The organism is Geodermatophilus sp. SYSU D00779 (assembly GCF_054050595.1).
Genome location: NZ_JBJGZQ010000023.1, coordinates 75,678 through 93,977, shown reverse-complemented (window position 1 = coordinate 93,977; position 18,300 = coordinate 75,678). Strand labels below are relative to the sequence as shown.

20 protein-coding genes are annotated in these 18,300 nt (G+C 76.0%); 7 read left to right on the top strand and 13 right to left on the bottom strand.

Translation table 11 applies throughout. The features are described 5' to 3' along the window. Positions 1 to 177 precede the first annotated feature (177 nt). Entirely contained in the window at positions 178 to 582 is a 405-nt protein-coding gene (locus ACI79G_RS18240) for a VOC family protein (RefSeq protein WP_456882518.1), read from the top strand. Positions 583 to 629: 47 nt separating this feature from the next. Beyond that, a complete protein-coding gene (locus tag ACI79G_RS18235) occupies positions 630 to 1,586 on the top strand; it encodes an EamA family transporter (RefSeq protein WP_456882517.1) in 957 nt (318 codons plus the stop codon). Positions 1,587 to 1,718: 132 nt separating this feature from the next. Here the strand turns inward: ACI79G_RS18235 and ACI79G_RS18230 are convergent, their stop codons facing one another. After that, positions 1,719 to 2,717 carry an ABC transporter substrate-binding protein gene (locus tag ACI79G_RS18230; protein WP_456882516.1) on the bottom strand — a complete coding sequence of 333 codons (999 nt, stop codon included), beginning with the start codon at positions 2,715 to 2,717 and terminating at the stop codon, positions 1,719 to 1,721. A gap of 103 nt (positions 2,718 to 2,820) precedes the next feature. Between ACI79G_RS18230 and ACI79G_RS18225 the strand changes: the two genes are divergently transcribed. Beyond that, positions 2,821 to 3,741 carry a siderophore-interacting protein gene (locus ACI79G_RS18225; protein WP_456882515.1) on the top strand — a complete coding sequence of 307 codons (921 nt, stop codon included), beginning with the start codon at positions 2,821 to 2,823 and terminating at the stop codon, positions 3,739 to 3,741. Positions 3,742 to 3,799: 58 nt separating this feature from the next. Here ACI79G_RS18225 and ACI79G_RS18220 read toward each other — a convergent pair whose 3' ends face one another. The 6 genes from ACI79G_RS18220 to ACI79G_RS18195 all read right to left on the bottom strand — a co-directional run bounded on the left by ACI79G_RS18220 (position 3,800) and on the right by ACI79G_RS18195 (position 8,478). Next, positions 3,800 to 4,615: an ABC transporter ATP-binding protein gene (locus tag ACI79G_RS18220; protein WP_456882514.1), complete on the bottom strand. Its 816-nt coding sequence runs from the start codon at positions 4,613 to 4,615 to the stop codon at positions 3,800 to 3,802. Beyond that, entirely contained in the window at positions 4,612 to 5,673 is a 1,062-nt protein-coding gene (locus ACI79G_RS18215; RefSeq protein ID WP_456882513.1) for a FecCD family ABC transporter permease, read from the bottom strand. Before ACI79G_RS18215 ends, ACI79G_RS18220 begins: the two co-directional genes overlap by 4 nt. After that, complete coding sequence (locus ACI79G_RS18210) at positions 5,670 to 6,764, bottom strand: FecCD family ABC transporter permease (protein WP_456882512.1); 1,095 nt, start codon at positions 6,762 to 6,764, stop codon at positions 5,670 to 5,672. The genes ACI79G_RS18215 and ACI79G_RS18210 overlap by 4 nt, the downstream gene beginning before the upstream one ends. 81 nt (positions 6,765 to 6,845) lie before the next feature. After that, positions 6,846 to 7,565 carry a mycothiol-dependent nitroreductase Rv2466c family protein gene (locus ACI79G_RS18205; protein WP_456882511.1) on the bottom strand — a complete coding sequence of 240 codons (720 nt, stop codon included), beginning with the start codon at positions 7,563 to 7,565 and terminating at the stop codon, positions 6,846 to 6,848. After that, on the bottom strand, positions 7,562 to 8,056 hold the full coding sequence (locus tag ACI79G_RS18200) for a glutathione peroxidase (protein WP_456882510.1): 495 nt from the start codon (positions 8,054 to 8,056) through the stop codon (positions 7,562 to 7,564). Before ACI79G_RS18200 ends, ACI79G_RS18205 begins: the two co-directional genes overlap by 4 nt. A 14-nt stretch (positions 8,057 to 8,070) precedes the next feature. Continuing rightward, the gene (locus tag ACI79G_RS18195) at positions 8,071 to 8,478 is read right to left on the bottom strand and encodes a DUF2237 family protein (RefSeq protein WP_456882509.1); all 408 of its coding nucleotides are present in this window, start codon (positions 8,476 to 8,478) and stop codon (positions 8,071 to 8,073) included. 154 nt (positions 8,479 to 8,632) lie between these two features. Between ACI79G_RS18195 and ACI79G_RS18190 the strand changes: the two genes are divergently transcribed. Continuing rightward, on the top strand, positions 8,633 to 10,633 hold the full coding sequence (locus ACI79G_RS18190) for an acetoacetate--CoA ligase (protein ID WP_456882508.1): 2,001 nt from the start codon (positions 8,633 to 8,635) through the stop codon (positions 10,631 to 10,633). Positions 10,634 to 10,675: 42 nt separating this feature from the next. Here the strand turns inward: ACI79G_RS18190 and ACI79G_RS18185 are convergent, their stop codons facing one another. The 3 genes from ACI79G_RS18185 to ACI79G_RS18175 are packed head-to-tail and all read right to left on the bottom strand — an operon-like array spanning position 10,676 to position 12,599. Beyond that, positions 10,676 to 11,434 (bottom strand): NUDIX domain-containing protein, encoded by a 759-nt coding sequence (locus tag ACI79G_RS18185; RefSeq protein WP_456882507.1) that lies wholly within the window; start codon positions 11,432 to 11,434, stop codon positions 10,676 to 10,678. After that, positions 11,431 to 11,808: a DUF4406 domain-containing protein gene (locus tag ACI79G_RS18180; RefSeq protein ID WP_456882506.1), complete on the bottom strand. Its 378-nt coding sequence runs from the start codon at positions 11,806 to 11,808 to the stop codon at positions 11,431 to 11,433. The genes ACI79G_RS18185 and ACI79G_RS18180 overlap by 4 nt, the downstream gene beginning before the upstream one ends. After that, positions 11,805 to 12,599 carry a DeoR/GlpR family DNA-binding transcription regulator gene (locus ACI79G_RS18175; protein WP_456882505.1) on the bottom strand — a complete coding sequence of 265 codons (795 nt, stop codon included), beginning with the start codon at positions 12,597 to 12,599 and terminating at the stop codon, positions 11,805 to 11,807. The genes ACI79G_RS18180 and ACI79G_RS18175 overlap by 4 nt, the downstream gene beginning before the upstream one ends. 286 nt (positions 12,600 to 12,885) lie before the next feature. Between ACI79G_RS18175 and ACI79G_RS18170 the strand changes: the two genes are divergently transcribed. After that, positions 12,886 to 14,160, top strand: coding sequence for an MFS transporter (locus ACI79G_RS18170; RefSeq protein ID WP_456882504.1), 1,275 nt, complete (start codon positions 12,886 to 12,888; stop codon positions 14,158 to 14,160). Between the two features lie 7 nt (positions 14,161 to 14,167). Here ACI79G_RS18170 and ACI79G_RS18165 read toward each other — a convergent pair whose 3' ends face one another. Next, positions 14,168 to 14,932 (bottom strand): TetR/AcrR family transcriptional regulator C-terminal domain-containing protein, encoded by a 765-nt coding sequence (locus ACI79G_RS18165; protein ID WP_456882503.1) that lies wholly within the window; start codon positions 14,930 to 14,932, stop codon positions 14,168 to 14,170. A 66-nt stretch (positions 14,933 to 14,998) separates the two neighbouring features. On the opposite strand from ACI79G_RS18165, the gene ACI79G_RS18160 reads away from it, so the two are divergent. Beyond that, on the top strand, positions 14,999 to 15,376 hold the full coding sequence (locus ACI79G_RS18160) for a VOC family protein (protein WP_456882502.1): 378 nt from the start codon (positions 14,999 to 15,001) through the stop codon (positions 15,374 to 15,376). Here ACI79G_RS18160 and ACI79G_RS18155 read toward each other — a convergent pair. Continuing rightward, entirely contained in the window at positions 15,373 to 17,079 is a 1,707-nt protein-coding gene (locus ACI79G_RS18155; RefSeq protein WP_456882501.1) for an alpha-glucosidase, read from the bottom strand. The genes ACI79G_RS18160 and ACI79G_RS18155 overlap by 4 nt on opposite strands. A 56-nt stretch (positions 17,080 to 17,135) precedes the next feature. Here ACI79G_RS18155 and ACI79G_RS18150 point away from each other — a divergent pair, with 56 nt between their 5' ends. Further along, entirely contained in the window at positions 17,136 to 17,882 is a 747-nt protein-coding gene (locus ACI79G_RS18150) for an SDR family oxidoreductase (RefSeq protein ID WP_456882500.1), read from the top strand. Here ACI79G_RS18150 and ACI79G_RS18145 read toward each other — a convergent pair whose 3' ends face one another. Continuing rightward, a complete protein-coding gene (locus ACI79G_RS18145) occupies positions 17,883 to 18,272 on the bottom strand; it encodes a VOC family protein (RefSeq protein WP_456882499.1) in 390 nt (129 codons plus the stop codon). It abuts the gene before it with no gap. Positions 18,273 to 18,300: the final 28 nt, after the last annotated feature.

Genomic DNA, 18,300 nt, shown 5'->3' with positions numbered 1-18,300 from the left:
GGGGGGGGGGGGGGGGGGGGGGGGGGGGGGGGGGGGGGGGGGGGGGGGGGGGGGGGGGGGGGGGGGGGGGGTGGGGGGGGGGGGGGGGGCGGGGGGGGGGGGGGGGGGGGGGGGGGGGGCGCGGCGGCGGGGGGGGGGGGGGGCCCCCCCGGGCCCCCGCGACGACGGGAGCACACCGTGCGCTGGATCTTCGTCAACCTGCCCGTGAGCGACCTGGCCGCGTCCCGGGCCTTCTACAGCGGCCTGGGCTTCACCTTCAACGAGCAGTTCTCCGACGAGCGGACGACGTCGGTCGTCGTCGCGGACAACGTCGTGGTGATGCTGCTGACCCGGGACCGGTTCGCCGACTTCCTGCCCGAGGGCGCCGAGCTCGGCGACCCGGCGAAGACGACCACCGTGCTCACCGCGCTGTCGGCCGAGAGCCGGGAGGAGGCCGACGACCTGCTGGCGCGGGCGCTGGCCTCCGGCGGGAGGGCGTGGATGCCGGCGCAGGACCACGGCTCCATGTACGGCGTCAGCTTCACCGACCCCGACGGGCACGTCTGGGAGGCCGTCTGGATGGACCCCGCCGCCGTCCAGTGACCCCCCGGTAGGGGGCTCGGGGCCTGACGGTCGCTACCGTCGGTCCCGTGTCCCGTCCTCCGCTCGGCTCCGCGCTGACCGTCGGTGCCGCGGGCCTGTTCGCCGTCAACGGCACCGTCTCCACGCTGGCCCTCCAGGCGGGGGTCCCCGCGCCGTGGCTGACGGCGCTGCGCTGCGGTGGGGCGGCGGTCGTGCTGCTCGCCGTCCTGGCCGTCGTGGCGCCGGCGCGGCTGCGGGTCGCGTGGCGCGAGGTGCCGTTCCTCGCCGCGTTCGGCGTGGTCGGCATCGCCTCGACCCAGTACCTCTACTACGTGGCGATCGGCCGGTTGCCGGTCGGCATCGCGCTGGTCTTCGAGATGACCGCGCCGGTGTTCATCGCGCTGTGGGTGTGGCTGGTGCGCGGCGAGCGGGTGCGGCGCCGGCTGTGGGCGGCGCTCGGGCTGTCGCTGTCGGGGCTCGTGCTGGTCGCCGAGGTGTGGCAGGGCGGCGGCTCGCTGGACGTGGGCGGCGTGGCCGCGGCCCTCGGTGCGGCGCTGTGCCTGGCCGGCTACTACCTGATGGGCGAGCGCGGCACGACCGCCCGCGACCCGGTGGCGCTCACCTGCTGGAGCTTCGTCGCGGCCGCGCTGTTCTGGGCGGTCGCCGCGCCGTTCTGGCCGTTCGACCCGGCCGTGCTCGGCTCCTCGGTGCCGGTCTCGCTCGGCTCGCTGGAGCTGCCGCTGTGGGTGCTGGTCGGCTGGATCGTCGTCCTCGGGGCGGTGCTGCCGTTCTGGCTGTCCCTGGCGGCGCTGCGCCACCTGCCCCCCACGACGGCCGGGCTGATCGCCACGGCGGAGCCGGTGCTGGCCTCGGTCGTGGCCTGGGTGTGGGTGGAGCAGGTGCTCTCCGGCTGGCAGGTGCTCGGCGGCCTCGTCGTCCTCGTGGGGATCGGGCTGGCGCAGACCGCCCGGACGGCGCGCCACGAGGCCGCCGCGCCCGTGCCGGAGGCGGCCCCCGTCGCGTGACCCCGGCGAGATCGGCCCGGCCCCGTCCCGGGTCCCGCCCCGAGCTCTGACGGCCCCCGTGCAGGGTCCCGCCGCGAGCCCGCGAGTGGCGGGGGCGAAAGGGGGTCCTTCACGGGGAGGACGGGTCCTCCCTCAGGTCACCTTCCGGGCCTCGTCCAGCCAGCCGGCCAGCTCGGTCATGTACGCCGCCTGGGCGGTGTGGTCCATGCCGATGTACTTCCAGGGGTGCTCCTGGCCGGCCTGCACGGCGGGCAGCAGGGGATAGGTGGGCTGGGCGCGCATCTGCTCCGGCGTCTCCCCGCCGCGCAGCGAGTACAGGATGACGTCGCTCGGGTGGTCGGTCACCCGCTCCCAACTGGTGGTCTCCCAGAAGTAGCCGTCACCGCCCGGGTCGACGAAGTCGACGCCCAGGTCGGAGTAGAGGCGCAGCGAGGGGTCGTCGGGCGCCTTGCCCATCCACCAGCCGTCCGTGGCGGTGGCGTAGACCGGCAGCACGGTGATCCCGCGCTCGCCGGCCGCGGTGAGCTCGGCCGACGCCGCCTCGTAGTCCTGGCGGGCGGCGTCGATCGTCGCGCCGTCGGCGCCGAGCGACTCCGCGAGCTCGACGGTGCGCTCGATGACGTCGGCGGCCGACCCGCGGTAGGCGATCGCGACGATCGGCGCGATCCGGGCGACCTGCTCCTGCTGCTGGAGCGACTCGAAGCCGTAGAGCGGCTGGCTCTCGTCGATCGTCCCCGAGGAGTCCGTCGGGTAGACCGAGGTGACGATGAGGTCGGGGTCGGCCGCGGCCAGGCGCTCGAGGTCGATCTGCCCGTAGCTCTCGCCGACGATCTCCAGGTCGGCGAGGTCCCTGCCCTCGAAGGCGACGTCGTCGGCCGCCGAGGTCTGGCCGAAGCCGGCCACCGGTTCCACGCCGTAGTTCCACAGCGAGGCGATGACGTCGTTGAGGCCGGCGACCCGCGCAGGCGTCGCGTCGAGCTCGACGGTGGTGCCGAGGTCGTCGGTGAAGCTCCAGCCGCCCTCCTCGGCCGCCGGGGCCGGCTCGGCGGACCCGGCGGAGCAGCCGGCCGTCGCGACCAGCGCGGCGACGGTGAGGGCGGCGCCGGCCAGGCGGCGGGGTCTGCGGTGCAACGGGTCTCCTCCCGATCGGGCCCGGGGTGTTCCCCGGCCGGGCGATCAGGTTAGCCTCACCTAATAAGGCCGCCGCACGGGCGACCGGGACGGGGGACGACGCGTGACGCTCACCGCGCAGCCGGAGGTCGGAGCCGCTCCCGCCTGGCAGTTCTTCGACGCCTCGGTGGCCGCCGTCCGCCGGCTGGGCCCGAGCTCCGTGCGGCTGACCCTCACCGGTCCCGAGCTCGCCGGGTTCGGGGCGGCCGGCTGCGACCAGCGCTTCAAGCTGGTGCTCTCCCGCGACGACGCCGGGCTGGACCGGCTGCGCGAGCGCGGTCCGGACTGGTACCCGGCGTACTGCGCGATGCCCGAGGAGCAGCGCCCGGTCATCCGCACCTACACGGTGCGGGCGGCCCGGCCCGAGCGCGCCGAGCTCGACGTCGACGTCGTCCTGCACGGGATCGAGGACGGCTCCGCCGGCCCGGCCGCGAGCTGGGCGGCCGCGGCGGTGCCCGGCGACCGGATCACGCTGCTGGGCCCCGACCGGCCCGGCTCGGGCCGGCCGTGGGGCGTGGAGTGGGCGCCGCCCCCGGCCGCGCGCACGCTGCTGCTGGCCGGCGACGAGACCGCCGTCCCCGCGGTGTGCGCGATCCTCGAGTCGCTCGGTGCAGGACGGTCGGTGACCGCGCTGCTGGAGGTCCCCGTGGCGGACGACGCGGGGAACGTCGCGCTGCCGGCCGGGGCGACGCTGCGCTGGCTGCCGCGGGACGGCGCGGCCCGCGGGTCGCTGCTGGTGCCGGCGGTGCACGCGGCGCTGTGCGAGCTGGGCATCGCCTCGACGCCGGCCGCGCCGCCGGAGGAGGTCGGCGACGAGCTGCTCTGGGAGGTCCCCGATCCGGACGCCGCGTCGGGCTGCTACGCCTGGCTGGCCGGTGAGGCCGGCGTGGTGCGGACGCTGCGCCGCCGCCTGGTGGGCGACCTCGGCGTCCCCCGCGGGTCGGTGGCGTTCATGGGCTACTGGCGGCAGGGCGTCGCCTCCTGAAGGACCCCCTCCTCCCCACCCCTCGCGAGCTCGGGGCGGTGCCCTGGAGGGGGCCGTCTCACCGCAACCGGCGGACCGGCACCACCATCGGCGTCCCGGCCACCGGGTCGGGCACGATCCGCGCCTCCAGGTCGAAGACGTCGGCCAGCAGCTGCTCGGTGAGCACCTCCGCCGGCGTCCCCGAGGCGACCAGCGCGCCGTCGTCCATCGCGACCAGCCGCTGCGCGTAGCGCGCGGCGAGGTTGAGGTCGTGCAGCACGACGACGACGGTGCGGCCGCGCTCGGCGTGCAGCCGCGCCACCAGCTCGAGGACGTCGATCTGGTGGGAGAGGTCCAGGTAGGTCGTCGGCTCGTCGAGCAGCAGCAGGTCGGTGCCCTGCGCGAGCGCCATGGAGATCCAGGCCCGCTGCCGCTGCCCGCCGGAGAGCTCGTCGACCGGCCGGTCGGCGAGGTCGGCCATGTCGGTCCAGGTGAGCGCCTCGGCCACCGCCGCCTCGTCGTCGCGGGACCACTGCCGCAGCCACGACTGGTGGGGGTGCCGGCCGCGCGCGACGAGGTCGCCGACGGTGAGGCCCTCCGGGGCGACCGGCGTCTGGGGCAGCAGGCCGAGCACCCGGGCCACCTCCCGGGTCGGCGTCCGGGCGATCGCCCGGCCGTCGAGCAGCACCTGACCGCCGACCGGGCGCAGCAGCCGGCCCAGTGCCCGCAGCAGCGTGGACTTGCCGCAGCCGTTGGGGCCGACGATGGCGGTGAACGACCCGTCGGTGAGCTGCAGGTCCAGGTCGCGGACGACGACCCGGTCGTCGTAGGCCAGGCTGACCGACTCGGCGGCGAGACGGACCGTTCCGGTCCCCGGCAGGGTGGGGGTGGTCACAGGGTCGATCGCCGCCTTCCGCGGACGAGGAGCCAGAGCAGGTACGGCGCGCCGACGGCGGCGGTGAGCACGCCGACCGGCAGCGCCTGGGGGAGCACGGTGCGGGTCAGCAGGTCCGCACCGACGACGAGGGCGGCGCCGAGCAGGCCGGAGGCCAGCAGTGGCGGCCGCGAACCGCCGGTGAGCCGGATCGCGACCTGCGGCACCACCAGCGCGACGTAGGCGATCGGGCCGGCCGCGGCCACGGCGGCGGCGGTGAGCCCCACGGCGACGAGGACCACGACCGCCTGGGTGGGGACCAGGCGCACCCCCAGGCCGCGGGCGGTGTCGTCGCCGAACTGGACGACGCCCAGCGCGCGGCTGCAGGCCAGCGCGGCCGGCAGCAGGACCGCGAGGGCGACCAGCAGCGGCACGGCCTCACCCCAGGTCCGGGCGTTGAGCGAGCCGGTGATCCACACGTAGGCCGACGCAGCGTCGTGGATCTCGGCGCGGGTGAGCAACCAGTCGACGAGCGCCGCCGCGACCGCCCACAGCGCGATGCCGACCAGCACCAGCCGGTAGCCGTCGATCCCGGCGCGCCAGGCGAGCAGCAGCAGGAGCAGACCGGTTCCCAGGGCACCGAGCAGCGATGCGAGGGGGACGCCGATGCCGCTCGCCGTCCCGCCGAGGACGATCGCCGCGACCGCGCCGGCCGACGCGCCCTGCGTGATACCGAGGACGTCGGGGGAGGCCAGCGGGTTGCGGGCGGAGGTCTGGAAGAGCGCGCCGGCCACGCCGAGGGCCAGGCCGACCAGCGCGCCGACGGCGATCCGCGGCGCCCGCAGCTCCAGGACGATGAACCGCTGGGTCTGCTCGCCGAGGCCGACCAGGGCGCGCAGCACGTCGGTCAGGCCGATCGGGAAGTCGCCGCGGCCGAGGCTGACCGCGGAGAGCAGGACGACGGCGACGGCCGCGCCGAGCGGAACGGCGACCTGCCGCCAGCGGACCCGGCCGGAGACCGGCCCGACGCGGACGACGGTCCCGCCGGGCCGGCGGACCCGCTCGGCCGTCGCGGTCACGTGCTGGCCAGCCGGCGCCGGCGGATCAGCGCGATGAAGAACGGCGCCCCGAGCAGGGCCAGCACGATGCCGACCTGCAGCTCGCCGGGCCGGACGACGACGCGGCCGAGGACGTCGGCGATCAGCAGCAGGGCGGCCCCGAGCAGGCCGGAGCAGGGGACCAGCCAGCGGTGGGCGGGGCCGGTGAACGCCCGGACGGCGTGCGGCACCACCAGGCCGACGAAGGCGATGGGCCCGCAGGCCGCCGTCGCCGCGCCGCAGAGCAGGGTGACCGCGGCCAGGCCGACCGAGCGGGCCAGCCACACCCGCTGGCCGAGGCCGCGGGCCACGTCCTCGCCCAGGCCCAGCAGGTCGAGGGCGGGGGCGTTGGCCAGGGCGAGCACCAGGCCGGCCGCGATGAACGGAGCCACCTGCCAGGCGACGTCGGCGCCACGCCCGGCCAGCGCGCCGACCACCCAGAACCGGAAGGCGTCGAGGCTGTCGGTGTCGCTGATCAGGACGGCCCGGACCAGCGCGTAGAACAGCGCCGACAGCGCGGCGCCGGCCAGGGCGAGGGTGACCGGCGTGGCACCGCCGCGGCCGGCCGAGCCGAGCGAGAAGACCAGCACGGTGCCCACCAGGGCACCGGCGAAGGCGAACCAGACGTACCCGGCCGGCGTGCCGACGCCGAGCAGGTGGATGGCCAGGACGACGCCGAGCGAGGCCCCGGCGGTGACGCCGAGCAGGCCCGGGTCGCCGAGCGGGTTGCGGGTGTGGCCCTGGGCCAGCGCGCCGGCGATGCCGAGGGACAGGCCGACCATCAGGCCGAGTGCGGTGCGCGGCACCCGCAGCTCGCGGACGATGACCGTCTCCTCGGTCGGGACGCCGGGGTCGGTCAGCGCCTGCCAGACCGCGCCCGGGCCGATGCCGCGGGAGCCGACCGCGATGCTCAGCGTCGCGGCGACGACCACGAGGACGAGCAGCAGGAGCAGGCCGAGCAGCCGGCCGCGCCGCTGCTGGAGCAGTCCGCCGTGCCGCGGAGCCGTGCCTCCCGGTCCGCCGAGCCCGCCGGGACCCTGCCGCCGCGGGGCGGCGTCGGTCGAGGAGGACACGAGCGGCTCCCGGGGCGGACGGCGAGACAGGTGAGCCTCACCTTAGTCGCGCTGCGGGACCGGGTCGGGCGAGCACCCGGCTCAGCGGTGCTGGCGGCGGCTGCCCCCGTGCCAGTCCTCCTCGAGCCCCGCCTCGCCCGGGCGCACGCCGAACGCCGGCAGCTGCGGCCGCTCCCGCAGGCTGCGCTTGAGCTCCGCGAAGCCCGGGAACGCGGCCAGGCCGATGACGTGGTCCCACAGCTCGACGGCCTCGTCCGGGTCGGGCAGCCGGCTGACCACCGGGCCGAAGAAGGCGGTGCCCCCGGGCGGGCGGAAGTGCAGGATCGGCGTCCCGACGTCCTTGCCGGTGAGCCGCAGGGCGGCGTCGGTCTCCTCCTGGACCTCCGCGTCCCACGACTCGTCCCCGACGGCGGTCGCGAGGTCGGCCGGCAGCCCCGCCTCGCCGAGCACCTGCTCGAGGAAGGGCCGGCTGGTGACCCGCTCCGGCGGCGGCTGGCCGGCCGCGTCCTCGAACACGTGCCGGCCGAGGGTGGCGTAGAGCGGGTCGAGCGCCTGCGCGCCGTGCTCCGCGCGGGCGCGCGCGGCGACCCGGAGCAGGTGCAGCCCGGAGGTGTGCCCGGCCTCGTACTCGGGCGGGAACTGCGCGTCGTAGTCCACGTGCCGGTTGAGCAGCCGCAGCGAGATCAGCCGCCACTCGACCCGGTACTCGCGCTGCTCGGCCACCGTCCGGACCCACTTGCTGGTCATCCAGGCGAAGGGGCAGACGGGGTCGAACCAGAAGTGCAGGTCGGTGTCGCTCACCGGTGGAGGACCTCCTCGATCGCGTGCCGTACCTCGGGGGAGTCGGGCTGGGTCGCCGGGCGGAACCGGGCCGCCACCTCGCCGTCGGCGCCGACCAGCCACTTCTCGAAGTTCCAGGCGACCGGGCCCGCCTCGCCGGAGGCGTCCGGCGCCTCGGTGAGCCGCTGGAACAGCGGGTGCGCGCCCGGGCCGTTCACCTCGAGCTTCTCGGTCATCGGGAAGGTGACGCCGTACGTCGCCGAGCAGAACCCGGCGATCTCCGCAGGTGTGCCCGGCTCCTGGCCGGCGAACTGGTTGCACGGCACGCCGACGACGGTCAGGCCCCGCCCGCCGTACTCCTGCTGCAGCGCCTCGAGCTGGGTGTACTGCGGGGTCAGGCCGCAGCGGCTGGCGACGTTGACGACGAGGGCGGCGCCACCGCCGGTCAGGTCCCGGAGGGTGGTCGGCTCGCCCTGGAGGGTGGTCAGGGGGGTGCCCAGCAGGTCGCTCACGGGGGTCCTCCCTCTCAGTCGAGGCCGCTCAGGTCGTCGGGGACGTCGACCGCGTGCTGGCGCAGCGCCTCGATCGGGACGACCTCGAGGGCCTTCGCGTTGGTGGCCGCCAGGACGACGCCGGCCGCGGCACCGGCCTGGTAGGCCTGCAGCCACCGCGCGGCCACCACGCACCAGCGGTCGCCGGGGCGCAGGCCGGGGAAGCCGTACTCCGGCCGCGGGGTGGTCAGGTCGTTGCCCAGGGCGCGCTGCAGGTCCAGGAACTCCGCCGAGACGACGGTGCAGACGGTGTGGCTGCCCAGGTCCTCGGGGCCGCTGCTGCAGACACCGGTGCGGTAGAAGCCGGTCAGCGGCTCGGTGCCGCACGGTTGCAGCGGCCCGCCGAGCACGTTGCGCTCGACCTCGGCCCCCTGCTCGCTCATGGGTACCCATCCTGCTGCGCGACAGCGGTCCGCGCCCCTCGGCCGCGGTCGTCCCGGCGCGGCGTGGGCACGCACCGCGACTCAGCCGCCGCCAAGTCCCGCTGCGTGCGCACGGTGCTCTCCGGGCCGGGGAGCCGGGTGGCAAGGTGACGCCGTGAGCGCTGACACGTCCGCCGGCCCCGCGGTCCTCTGGAGCCCCACGCCCGAGTCGATCCGGGCGACCCGCCTCGCGCAGTTCGCCGACCGGGTGGCCACCCGGCGCGGACCGGGCTTCGGCGACCCCCCGGACTACGACGCGATCTGGCGCTGGTCGGTCGAGCACCTCGACCAGTTCTGGGCCGAGGTGGCCGACTGGTCCGGTGTGCTGCCCGGCGTCCCGGACGACCGCGTGCTCACCCGCCACCAGATGCCCGGCGCCGAGTGGTTCCCCGGGACGACGGTCAACTACGCCGAGCAGGCGCTGCGGCACCCGGCCGACGGCACGGTCGACCCGCGGAGCCCGGCGCTCGTCGCCGTCGCCGAGGACACCGAGCCGGTCGAGACCAGCTGGGCGGAGCTGCGCGCGCAGGTCGGGGCCTTCGCCGCCACGCTGCGCCGGCTCGGCGTGCGGCGTGGCGACCGGGTGGCCGGCTACCTGCCCAACGTCCCCGAGGCCGTCGTCGCCTTCCTCGGCGCGGCGGCGGTCGGCGCGGTGTGGTCCTCCTGCGCCCCGGACTTCGGCACCCGCAGCGTGCTGGACCGCTTCGCCCAGATCGAGCCCGTCGTGCTGGTCGCCGTCGACGGCTACCGGTTCAACGGCAAGGAGTACGACCGCCGCGACGTCGTCGCCGAGCTTCGTCAGGCCCTGCCCAGCGTGCGGACGACGGTCGCCGTCCCCCGGCTGCACCCCGGCGAGCTGCCCGACGGCGCGATGGGCTGGGCCGACGCGGTCGCCGAGCGCCAGGAGCCGGTCTTCGAGTCGCTGCCCTTCGACCACCCGCTGTGGATCGTCTACTCCTCGGGGACCACCGGCCTCCCCAAGGGCATCGTGCACGGCCACGGCGGCATCGTCCTGGACCAGCACAAGCAGCTGGGCCTGCACGGCGACGTCGGCCCCGGCGACCGCTTCTACTGGTACGCCTCCACCGCCTGGATCATGTGGAACATCGCCACCTCGGCGCTGCTGCTCGGCGCCACCGTCGTGGTCCACGACGGCGCCCCGGCGTACCCGGCGATCGATGCGCAGTTCGCGATCGCCGCCCGCCACCGGCTCACCTATCTCGGCACCAGCGCCGGCTACCTCACCGCCTGCGAGAAGGCCGGCATCCGGCCGGGGGAGACCCACGACCTCTCCGCGCTGCGCACCGTCGGGTCGACCGGCTCCCCGCTGCCCGCCTCGGCCTACCACTGGGTGTACGACGCGGTGAAGCGCGACGTCCTCCTCGGCTCGCTGTCCGGCGGCACCGACGTCGCCACCGGCTTCATCGGCAGCTCACCGCTCCTCCCGGTGACCGCCGGCGAGCTGCAGCGCCCGATGCTGGGCGTCGCCGCGGCCGCCTGGGACGAGCAGGGCCGGCCGGTCGTCGGCGAGCTCGGCGAGCTGGTGATCACCGAGCCGATGCCGACCATGCCGCTGTACTTCTGGAACGACCCCGACGGGTCCCGCTACCGCGAGACCTACTTCGAGCCCTGGCCCGGCGTCTGGCGGCACGGCGACTGGATGGAGATCACCGAGCGCGGCACCTGCGTCATCACCGGCCGGTCGGACTCCACCCTGAACCGCGGCGGCGTCCGCATGGGGACGGCGGACATCTACGCCGCCGTGGAGTCGGTCCCCGAGGTCGTCGACTGCGTCGTCCTCGGGGTGGAGCAGCGCGACGGCGGCTACTGGATGCCGCTGTTCGTGAAGCTGGCCGACGGCGAGGAGCTGACCGACGAGCTCGTCGACCGCATCAAGGCCGCGATCCGCAGCCAGGCCAGCCCGCGGCACGTGCCCGACGAGGTGCTCGTCGTCCCCGCCGTGCCGCACACCCGCACCGGGAAGCGGCTGGAGGTCCCGCTCAAGCGGCTGTTCCAGGGCGTCGACCCGGCCCGTGCGCTCAACGTCGGCGCGGTCGACGACCCTGCGGCGGTCGAGCACTACGTCGCCCTGGCGCGGGAGCGCGGCACCCGCTGACGTGGCCGGCGCCGCCCATCGAGTGCGACGAACTCGTGGCGATCAGCGCTCGATGGCCACGAGTTCGTCGCACTCGGCGCCCGTCCCGGCGGAGCGCCCCACCGCCCGGTCCGGCTGGGCCGACGACGTGGTCCAGGCGCGGAACGGCCCGCGCAGCACCGCCCACTGCAGCAGCATGATCGTCTTCGCGTCGGCGATCCGGCCGTCGTCGACCATGGCCAGCGCCTCGTCGACGTCCAGCTCGAGCACCTCGATGTCCTCGCCCTCCTCGGCGAGCCCGCCCCCGGCCGACACCCGGTCGGCCGGGGTGTACGGCGCGGCGAAGAAGGAGACCCGCTCGGTCACCGACCCCGGGCTCATGAAGACGTCGAAGACGTGCTCCAGTGCGCCCACCGCCACACCGAGCTCCTCGGCGGCCTCCCGGCGGATCGCGGAGGCGCTGTCCTGGTCGTCGAGCAGCCCGGCGGCGGCCTCGACGAGCATCCCGTCGCGGGAGCCGTTGACGTAGGCGGGGAAGCGGAACTGCCGGGTGAGCAGCACCATCCGCCGAGCGGTGTCGTAGGGCAGCAGGGTGGCGCCGTTGCCGCGGTCGTAGGTCTCCCGCTGCTCGGTGGTCCACCGGCCGTCGCGGCGGCGCTGGTCGAACGTCGTCCGCCGCAGCACGTGCCAGCCGCTGGCCAGCAGTTCCACGTCGCGGACGACGACGTCCGGGTTGCCGGTGAGGTCGCGGCCCACCCGGTCCAGCCCGGTCCGCCCCCGGGAGTCGGGGACGTCGAGGCCCGGCACGCCCACGGCGGTCACCGCGCCACCGCCGGCACCTCGTCGACGCTCGTGTAGACCGCGGCTCCCCGGGCGCGGGCCAGGGCGACCATCTCGTCGGACCCGGCCGAGGCGCCCGGCAGTCGCAGGACGGCGTCGACCCGGGCCACCAGCCGCCGTCCCATCGGGTGGAACACCTCGTCGAACGCGGCGTCCCCCACCCGCGTCGACCCGGCCAGCCCGGCCAGCGGGAGCGCGAGGTCCTCCCCGTTGACGGCGAGGTGACCGGCCCGGAAGAGCTCCAGGCAGGCGCGCTGGATCGCCCGGTGGTTGGCCGCGATGAGGTCGGGGTCGTCGCCGGTGCCCCCGCGGTAGGGGCCGGCCACCAGGATCATCAACGGTTCTGTTCCGGTCATGCGCACAGCACCTCCACGTCGGCGTTCTCGAGGGCGGCGAGGGTGTCCTGCGCCGCGGGGGTGAGTCGGGGGTCGCGGGCGCTGCGGTCGGTGACCAGCCGGCCGACCGCGTCCAGCGGGGCGACCGAGGCGAAGGCGCGGACGCCGAGCTTCGAGGCGTCGGCCACCACGAGGCTGCTGCGGGCCTGCTGCAGGGCCACCTGCTTGACCGCGGCGTCCTCGAGGGTGAACTCCGACCAGCCCGCCTCGGCGCTGACCGCCCCGATGGACATGACGAACAGGTCGAAGGTGAGCTGCCGCAGCACCGCGGCGGTGAGCGGCCCGGCCAGGCTGCGCTCGCCCGGCCGGGACTCCCCGCCCACGACCAGCAGCCGGACGCCGGGCCGGTCGGCCAGGGCGTCGGCCGCGGGCAGGCTGAGGACGGCGACGGTGAACGGCCCCTCGCCGGCGGCGGCGCGGTCGGCCAGCGCCCGGGCGACGTGCACCGTCGTCGTCCCGGCGTCGAGCAGGACGGTCGCGCCCGGCTCGACCAGCGCGGCGGCGGCCCGGCCGATCCGGTCCTTGAGGCCGACCTGCCAGCCGGCGCGCGCGGCGAACCCGGCGGCGCTCTCCGGCTCGGCGACGGCGACCGCGCCGCCGCGCACGCGCTCGACCAGACCGCGCGCCTGCAGGGCGTCGAGGTCACGGCGCACGGTCATCTCCGAGACGCCCAGCCGGGACGCGAGGTCGGCCAGCGACGCCCGCCCGGCATTGCGGACCAGGCGGAGCGTCACATCGAGGCGGTCGGTCACGAGGACAGTTCTACCAGTGCCGTGTGAGGTATGTGGAATAATTGTTAGATCGGCCGGGCCGAGCGTGCCCTGGGGCAGTGGTGCTGCGCTTCGCCGTCGCGAGATGGCCGCCCAGGTCGAGCAGGGCCGCGCCCTCCTGCCGGCAGGCCCGCTGGCCTGACGCCACGTCCCGCCGGCCACCCGACCGTCCTTGCCCTCCTCCCGAAAACCACGTGCCCGCTGTCGGTGCCCTCCGCGAGCATGGGGGCCCGGGCGCCGACGGCGCCCGCCGACGACGGAGGGGGAGATGGCCGGCCTGCCGCGCGCGCTCGCGCCCCTGCGCTCCCGGGACTACCGCCTGCTGGCCTCGTCCATGGGGCTGTCGCTGCTCGCGCAGGGCCTGTGGACCGTGGCGCTGGTCTGGCAGGTCGTCGACCTCGGTGGCGGTCCCGGCGCGCTCTCCTTGGCCACCTCGCTGCAGGCCGCCGGCATGCTGGCCAGCACGCTGGTCGGCGGCGCGCTGGCCGACCGGGTGCCGCAGCGGCGCATCCTGCTCGGCGTCGCCCTGCTGCAGACGACGGCGGTCGGGTCGGTGGCGCTGCTGTCGCTGGCCGGCGCCCTGGCGCTCGGGCCGCTCGCCGCGGCGTCCCTGGCCGGCGGGGTCGCGACGGGGCTGTACTACCCGGCCTACTCGGCGCTGGTGCCCGGCGTCGTCCCGCCCGGCGAGCTGCTCGCGGCCAACGGCCTGGAGGGCGTCGTCCGCCCGGCGCTGGCGATGGCCGCCGGTCCCGCGGTCGGCGGCCTGCTGGTGGCGGTCCTCTCCCCGGGCGCGGCGCTGCTGGCGACGGCGCTGACCTCGGCCGCCGCGGCCGCGTGCGTGGCGGCGCTGCCGACGCTGCCGGTCCGCCGCGAGGGCGAGCACCCGGGGCTGCTCACCGATGTCCGCGAGGGCGTCGCCTACATGGTCCGCACCCCCTGGCTGCTGGCCACGCTGCTGTTCGCCTCGCTGATGGTGCTGCTGATCATGGGTCCGTTCGAGGTCCTGGTGCCCTTCGCGGTCCGGGACCGGGCCGGCGGGGGGCCCGCCGAGCACGCCTGGGTGCTGGCCGCCTTCGGCGTCGGCGGTGCCCTGGGGTCGGCCGTCGTCGCCTCGCTGCGGCTGCCGCGCCGCTACCTCACGGTGATGAACCTGCTGTGGGGCGCCGGCTGCGTGCCGCTGGTCGTGTTCGGGGCGACCTCGCAGCTGTGGGTCATGATCGCGGCGGCCGGGCTGCTCGGGGCGGCGTTCGAGGCCGGCACGGTCATCTGGGGCACGCTGCTGCAGCGGCGGGTGCCCCCGGCGCTGCTGGGGCGGGTGTCCAGCCTCGACTTCTTCGTCTCGCTGGCGTTCATGCCGCTGTCGATGGCGCTGGCCGGCCCGGTCAGCCAGTCGCTCGGCCTGACCGGCACCTTCCTGCTCGCCGGGCTGGTGCCGCCGGTGCTCGCCGTCGTCGCCGTCCTGGCGTGGCGGCTGCCCGCCGACGAGCTCGCCCACCCCCTGGACGAGCCCGAGGCGGCCGAGCGGGTCGGCGCCCCGGCCTGAGCGCAGGTCAGCGCCGGGCGTCGACGATCGCGGCCAGCCCGTCGAGGACCCGGGCGAGGCCGAACCGGTAGGCGTGGTCGGGGTCGTGCGCGCTGCCGTGCGCGGCCCCGGCCGCCGCCCCGACCCGGACGGCGCGCGGGTACCGCGCCGGGTCCAGCACCCGGGCCAGCAGGGGCCCGGCCGCGGCCCACCACTGGGCGTCGTCCAGCCCGCTCTGCCGCCGGGCGGCCTGCGCCTCCGCGGCCGCCCGGGCGTTGGCCTGCACGAACGACAGCAGGTGGGTGAGGCAGTCGTCGCGCTCGACGTCGTCCAGGCCGGTGTCGTCGAGGGCGGCCAGCTCGTGCTCGTACTTGGCGGTGGAGCCCGGCCCCAGGGGAGGGCGCAGCGTGGACACCGCGGCGGCCCAGGGGTGGGCCGCGAACAGCGCGCGGTTCTCCTCGGCGACGGCGGTCAGCCGCTCCCGCCAGGGCCGACCGGCGGTGTCGCGGCGGGCCGTCTGCGCGTGGACGGCGTCCAGCATGAGGTCCAGCAGCTCGGCCCGGCCGGGCACGTAGGTGTAGAGCGTCATCGGCGCGACGCCCAGCGCCTGGGCGACCGCGCGCATGGTCACCGCCTCCAGGCCGTCCCGGTCGGCGAGACCGACGGCCGCCGCCACCACCGCGTCGAGGTCCAGCGCCCGGGCCGGTCCGCGCCGCGGGTTCCCGGGTGGCTGCCGCCACAGGAGGGCCAGGGTGCGGGCGGGGTCGCCCGCGCTGCTGCGGTCGGTCGGCACGCGGGCATCCTCCCCGCCGGAACGGCGTACAGTGTACGGAGTTCGTTCCCGCGTCAGGAGGCCCCCGTGCGCATCACCTCCACCGCCGTCTCGCTCAACGTCGACGACGTCCCCGCCAGCAGCGCCTTCCTCGCCCGCCACTTCGGGTTCCGGGAGGAGATGGCCGCCGACGGCTTCGCCTCGCTGACCCGCGAGGACGCCGGCGTCCACGTGGTCTTCCTCCGTCGCGGCCTGCCCACGCTCCCGGCCGACCAGCGCGACGTGCCCGCCGCCGGGCTGATCCTCGCCTTCGTCGTCGACGACCTGGAGGGCGAGCTGCACCGGCTGCAGGACGAGGGCGTGGCGATCACCATGCCCCTGACCGTCGAGGAGTGGGGCGAGCGCGCCTTCCAGGTGCGCGACCCCAACGGCGTGGTCGTGCAGCTCGTGGACTGGAAGGGCTAGACCCGCAGCACGCGCGCCTCCCACGGCCGCAGGACGGCGGGGTCGCCGTCGTCGGCCAGGTTGCCCAGCACCAGCTCCGCGCCGACCGCCTCGGGCAGCAGCTCGTCCAGCGGGTGGGTCGAGGAGCCGAGGTTGCAGACGACGAGCAGCGTCGCGCCGTCCAGGCTGCGGGTGAAGGCGTACAGCTCGTCGTGCTCGGGCAGCAGCATGGTGAAGCCGCCGAGCGCCACCACCGGGTCGTCGTGCCGCAGCGCGATCAACCGCCGGTGGTGGGCGAACACCGAGGTGGGGTCGGCGCGCTGCGCCTGCGCGTTCCACTCGGTGGAGTCGGGGTTGACCGCGATCCACGGCGTCCCGGTGGTGAAGCCGGCGTTCGGCGAGTCGTCCCACTGCACCGGCGTCCGCGCGTTGTCCCGGCTCATCGTGCGCAGCGCGGCCAGCACGGTCCCCGGGTCCTCGCCGTGCGCCACCGCCTGCGCGAAGTGGTTGAGCGACTCGACGTCCCGGAAGTCGTCGATGCCGTCGAACGGGGCGTTGGCCATCCCGAGCTCCTCGCCCTGGTAGACGTAGGGCGTCCCGCGGTGCAGGTGCAGCAGGGTGGCCAGGCAGGTCGCGGAGTCCCGCCGGTACCGCGGCGAGTCGTCGCCGAAGCGCGAGACCGCCCGCGGCTGGTCGTGGTTGTCCCAGTAGAGGGAGTTCCAGCCGACGTCGGCCAGCCCCGCCTGCCAGCGGCCGAAGGAGGCCTTGAGGTCGCGCAACCGCAGCGGCCGCGGGCGCCACTTGGACTCGTCGAAGTCCAGGCCCACGTGCTCGAACTGGAACACCATGTCCACCTCGGCCCGCGCCGGGTCGGTGAACAGCCGGGCCTGCTCCACCGTCACGCCCGGCATCTCACCCACCGTGAGCAGCCGGTCGGACCGCCCGGCGAACACCTCGCGGTGCATCTCCTGCAGGAACTCGTGGATCCGCGGCCCGCACAGGAAGGACGCCGTCCCGTCGCCGTAGGGCAGGCCCGGCAGCGGGGGGCCGTCGCGCAGCGAGCCGTCCGGGGCGACGTCCTTGCTGATCATGTTGATCACGTCCATGCGGAAGCCGTCGACGCCGCGGTCGAGCCAGTCCCGCATCATGGCGTACACCGCCTGGCGGACCTCCGGGTTCTCCCAGTTCAGGTCCGGCTGCTCGCGCGCGAACAGGTGCAGGTAGTACTCGCCGCTGGCCTCGTCGAGCTCCCAGGTCGGCCCGGAGAAGTACGAGTGCCAGTTGGTCGGCTCGGCGCCGGGCTGGCCCGCCGTCAGGCCCGCGCGCGGCGGCCGCCACCAGTACCAGTCGCGCTTGGGGGACGTCCGGGACGCCCTGCTCTCCTCGAACCACGGGTGCTGGTCGCTGGTGTGGTTGACCACCAGGTCCATGACCAGCTTGATCCCCCGCTCGTGCAGGGCGGCGATCAGCTCGTCGAGCTGCGCCAGCGAGCCGAACAGCGGGTCGACGTCGGTGTAGTCGCTGATGTCGTAGCCGTTGTCGGCCTGTGGCGAGGGGTAGATCGGCGACAGCCAGACGACGTCGACGCCCAGGTCGGCGAGGTGGTCGACGCGCTGCAGGACCCCGCCGAGGTCGCCGATCCCGTCGCCGTCGGAGTCCTGGAACGAGCGCGGGTAGACCTGGTAGACGACGGCACGGGTCCACCACGGGGGATCGGCGGGCATGCGCCCAGCCCAGCACGGCGTGCGGCGTCCCGCACCCGCTCCGCTACGGTCCGACCGTGCCCCCTGGTGTGGTTCTCGTGACCGGCGGCAGCCGCGGCATCGGCGCGGCGACCGCGCGCGCCGCGGCGGCGGCCGGGTGGTCGGTCGCGCTCACCTACCGGGACGACGAGGCCGCGGCCGCCGCCGTCGTGGGCGGCATCGAGGCCGCCGGCGGGACCGCGTGCGCCGTCCGCGCCGACGTCTCGGTCGAGGACGACGTCCTGGCCGCCTTCGCCGCCGCCGAGGGCCTGGGCCCGGTGACCGGGCTGGTGGCCAACGCCGGGATCGTGGGCCGGCGGGCGCGGGTCGACGAGCTGACCGCCGAGCGGGTGCAGCGCATGCTGGCGGTCAACGTGCTGGGCACCGTCCTGTGCTGCCGGGAGGCGGTGCGGCGGATGTCCACCCGGTACGGCGGCTCCGGCGGGTCGATCGTGCTGGTCTCCTCGGCCGCCAGCCGGCTGGGCTCACCCGGGGAGTACGTCGACTACGCGGCCAGCAAGGGCGCGGTCGACACGCTGGGGGTCGGCCTGGCCCGCGAGGTGGCCGGGGAAGGGATCCGGGTCAACGTCGTGCGGCCCGGGATCATCGAGACGGAGATCCACGCCAGCGGCGGCCAGCCCGACCGGGTCGCGCGGGTGGGGCCGACCGTGCCGATGGGCCGGGCCGGTCTGCCCGAGGAGGTCGCGGCCGCCGTGCTGTGGCTGCTGGGTGACGGCGCGGGCTACTGCACCGGCAGCCTGCTCGACGTCGCCGGGGGCCGCTGATCAGCCCTCCGGGGGCGTGTGGTGGACGGCCTCCACGTTGTTGCCGTCGGGGTCGCGGAGGAAGACGCCGTAGTAGCCGGGGTGGTACTCGGGCCAGACCCGGGGCTCGTGCAGCACCTCGGCACCCTGCTCCCGGGCCAGCGCGAACACCTCGTCCACCGCCGCCCGCGACGGCGCGCGCAGCGCCAGGTGCACCGGCCGCTCGGTGCCCTCGGCCAGCGGGCTCAGCCACAGCTGCGGGAACCCGTCCGGCCCGCACATCCCCACGACGGGGCCGCCCGGCGTCTCGTACCGCATCGCCTCGCGCAGGCCCGCCGGCGCGAACACGGTGGTGTAGAAGTCCACAGCGGCCGGGACGTCGGAGCACTGCAGCCCCAGGTGGTCGATCACGCCGCCGGACCGTAGCCCGCCCGGCGAC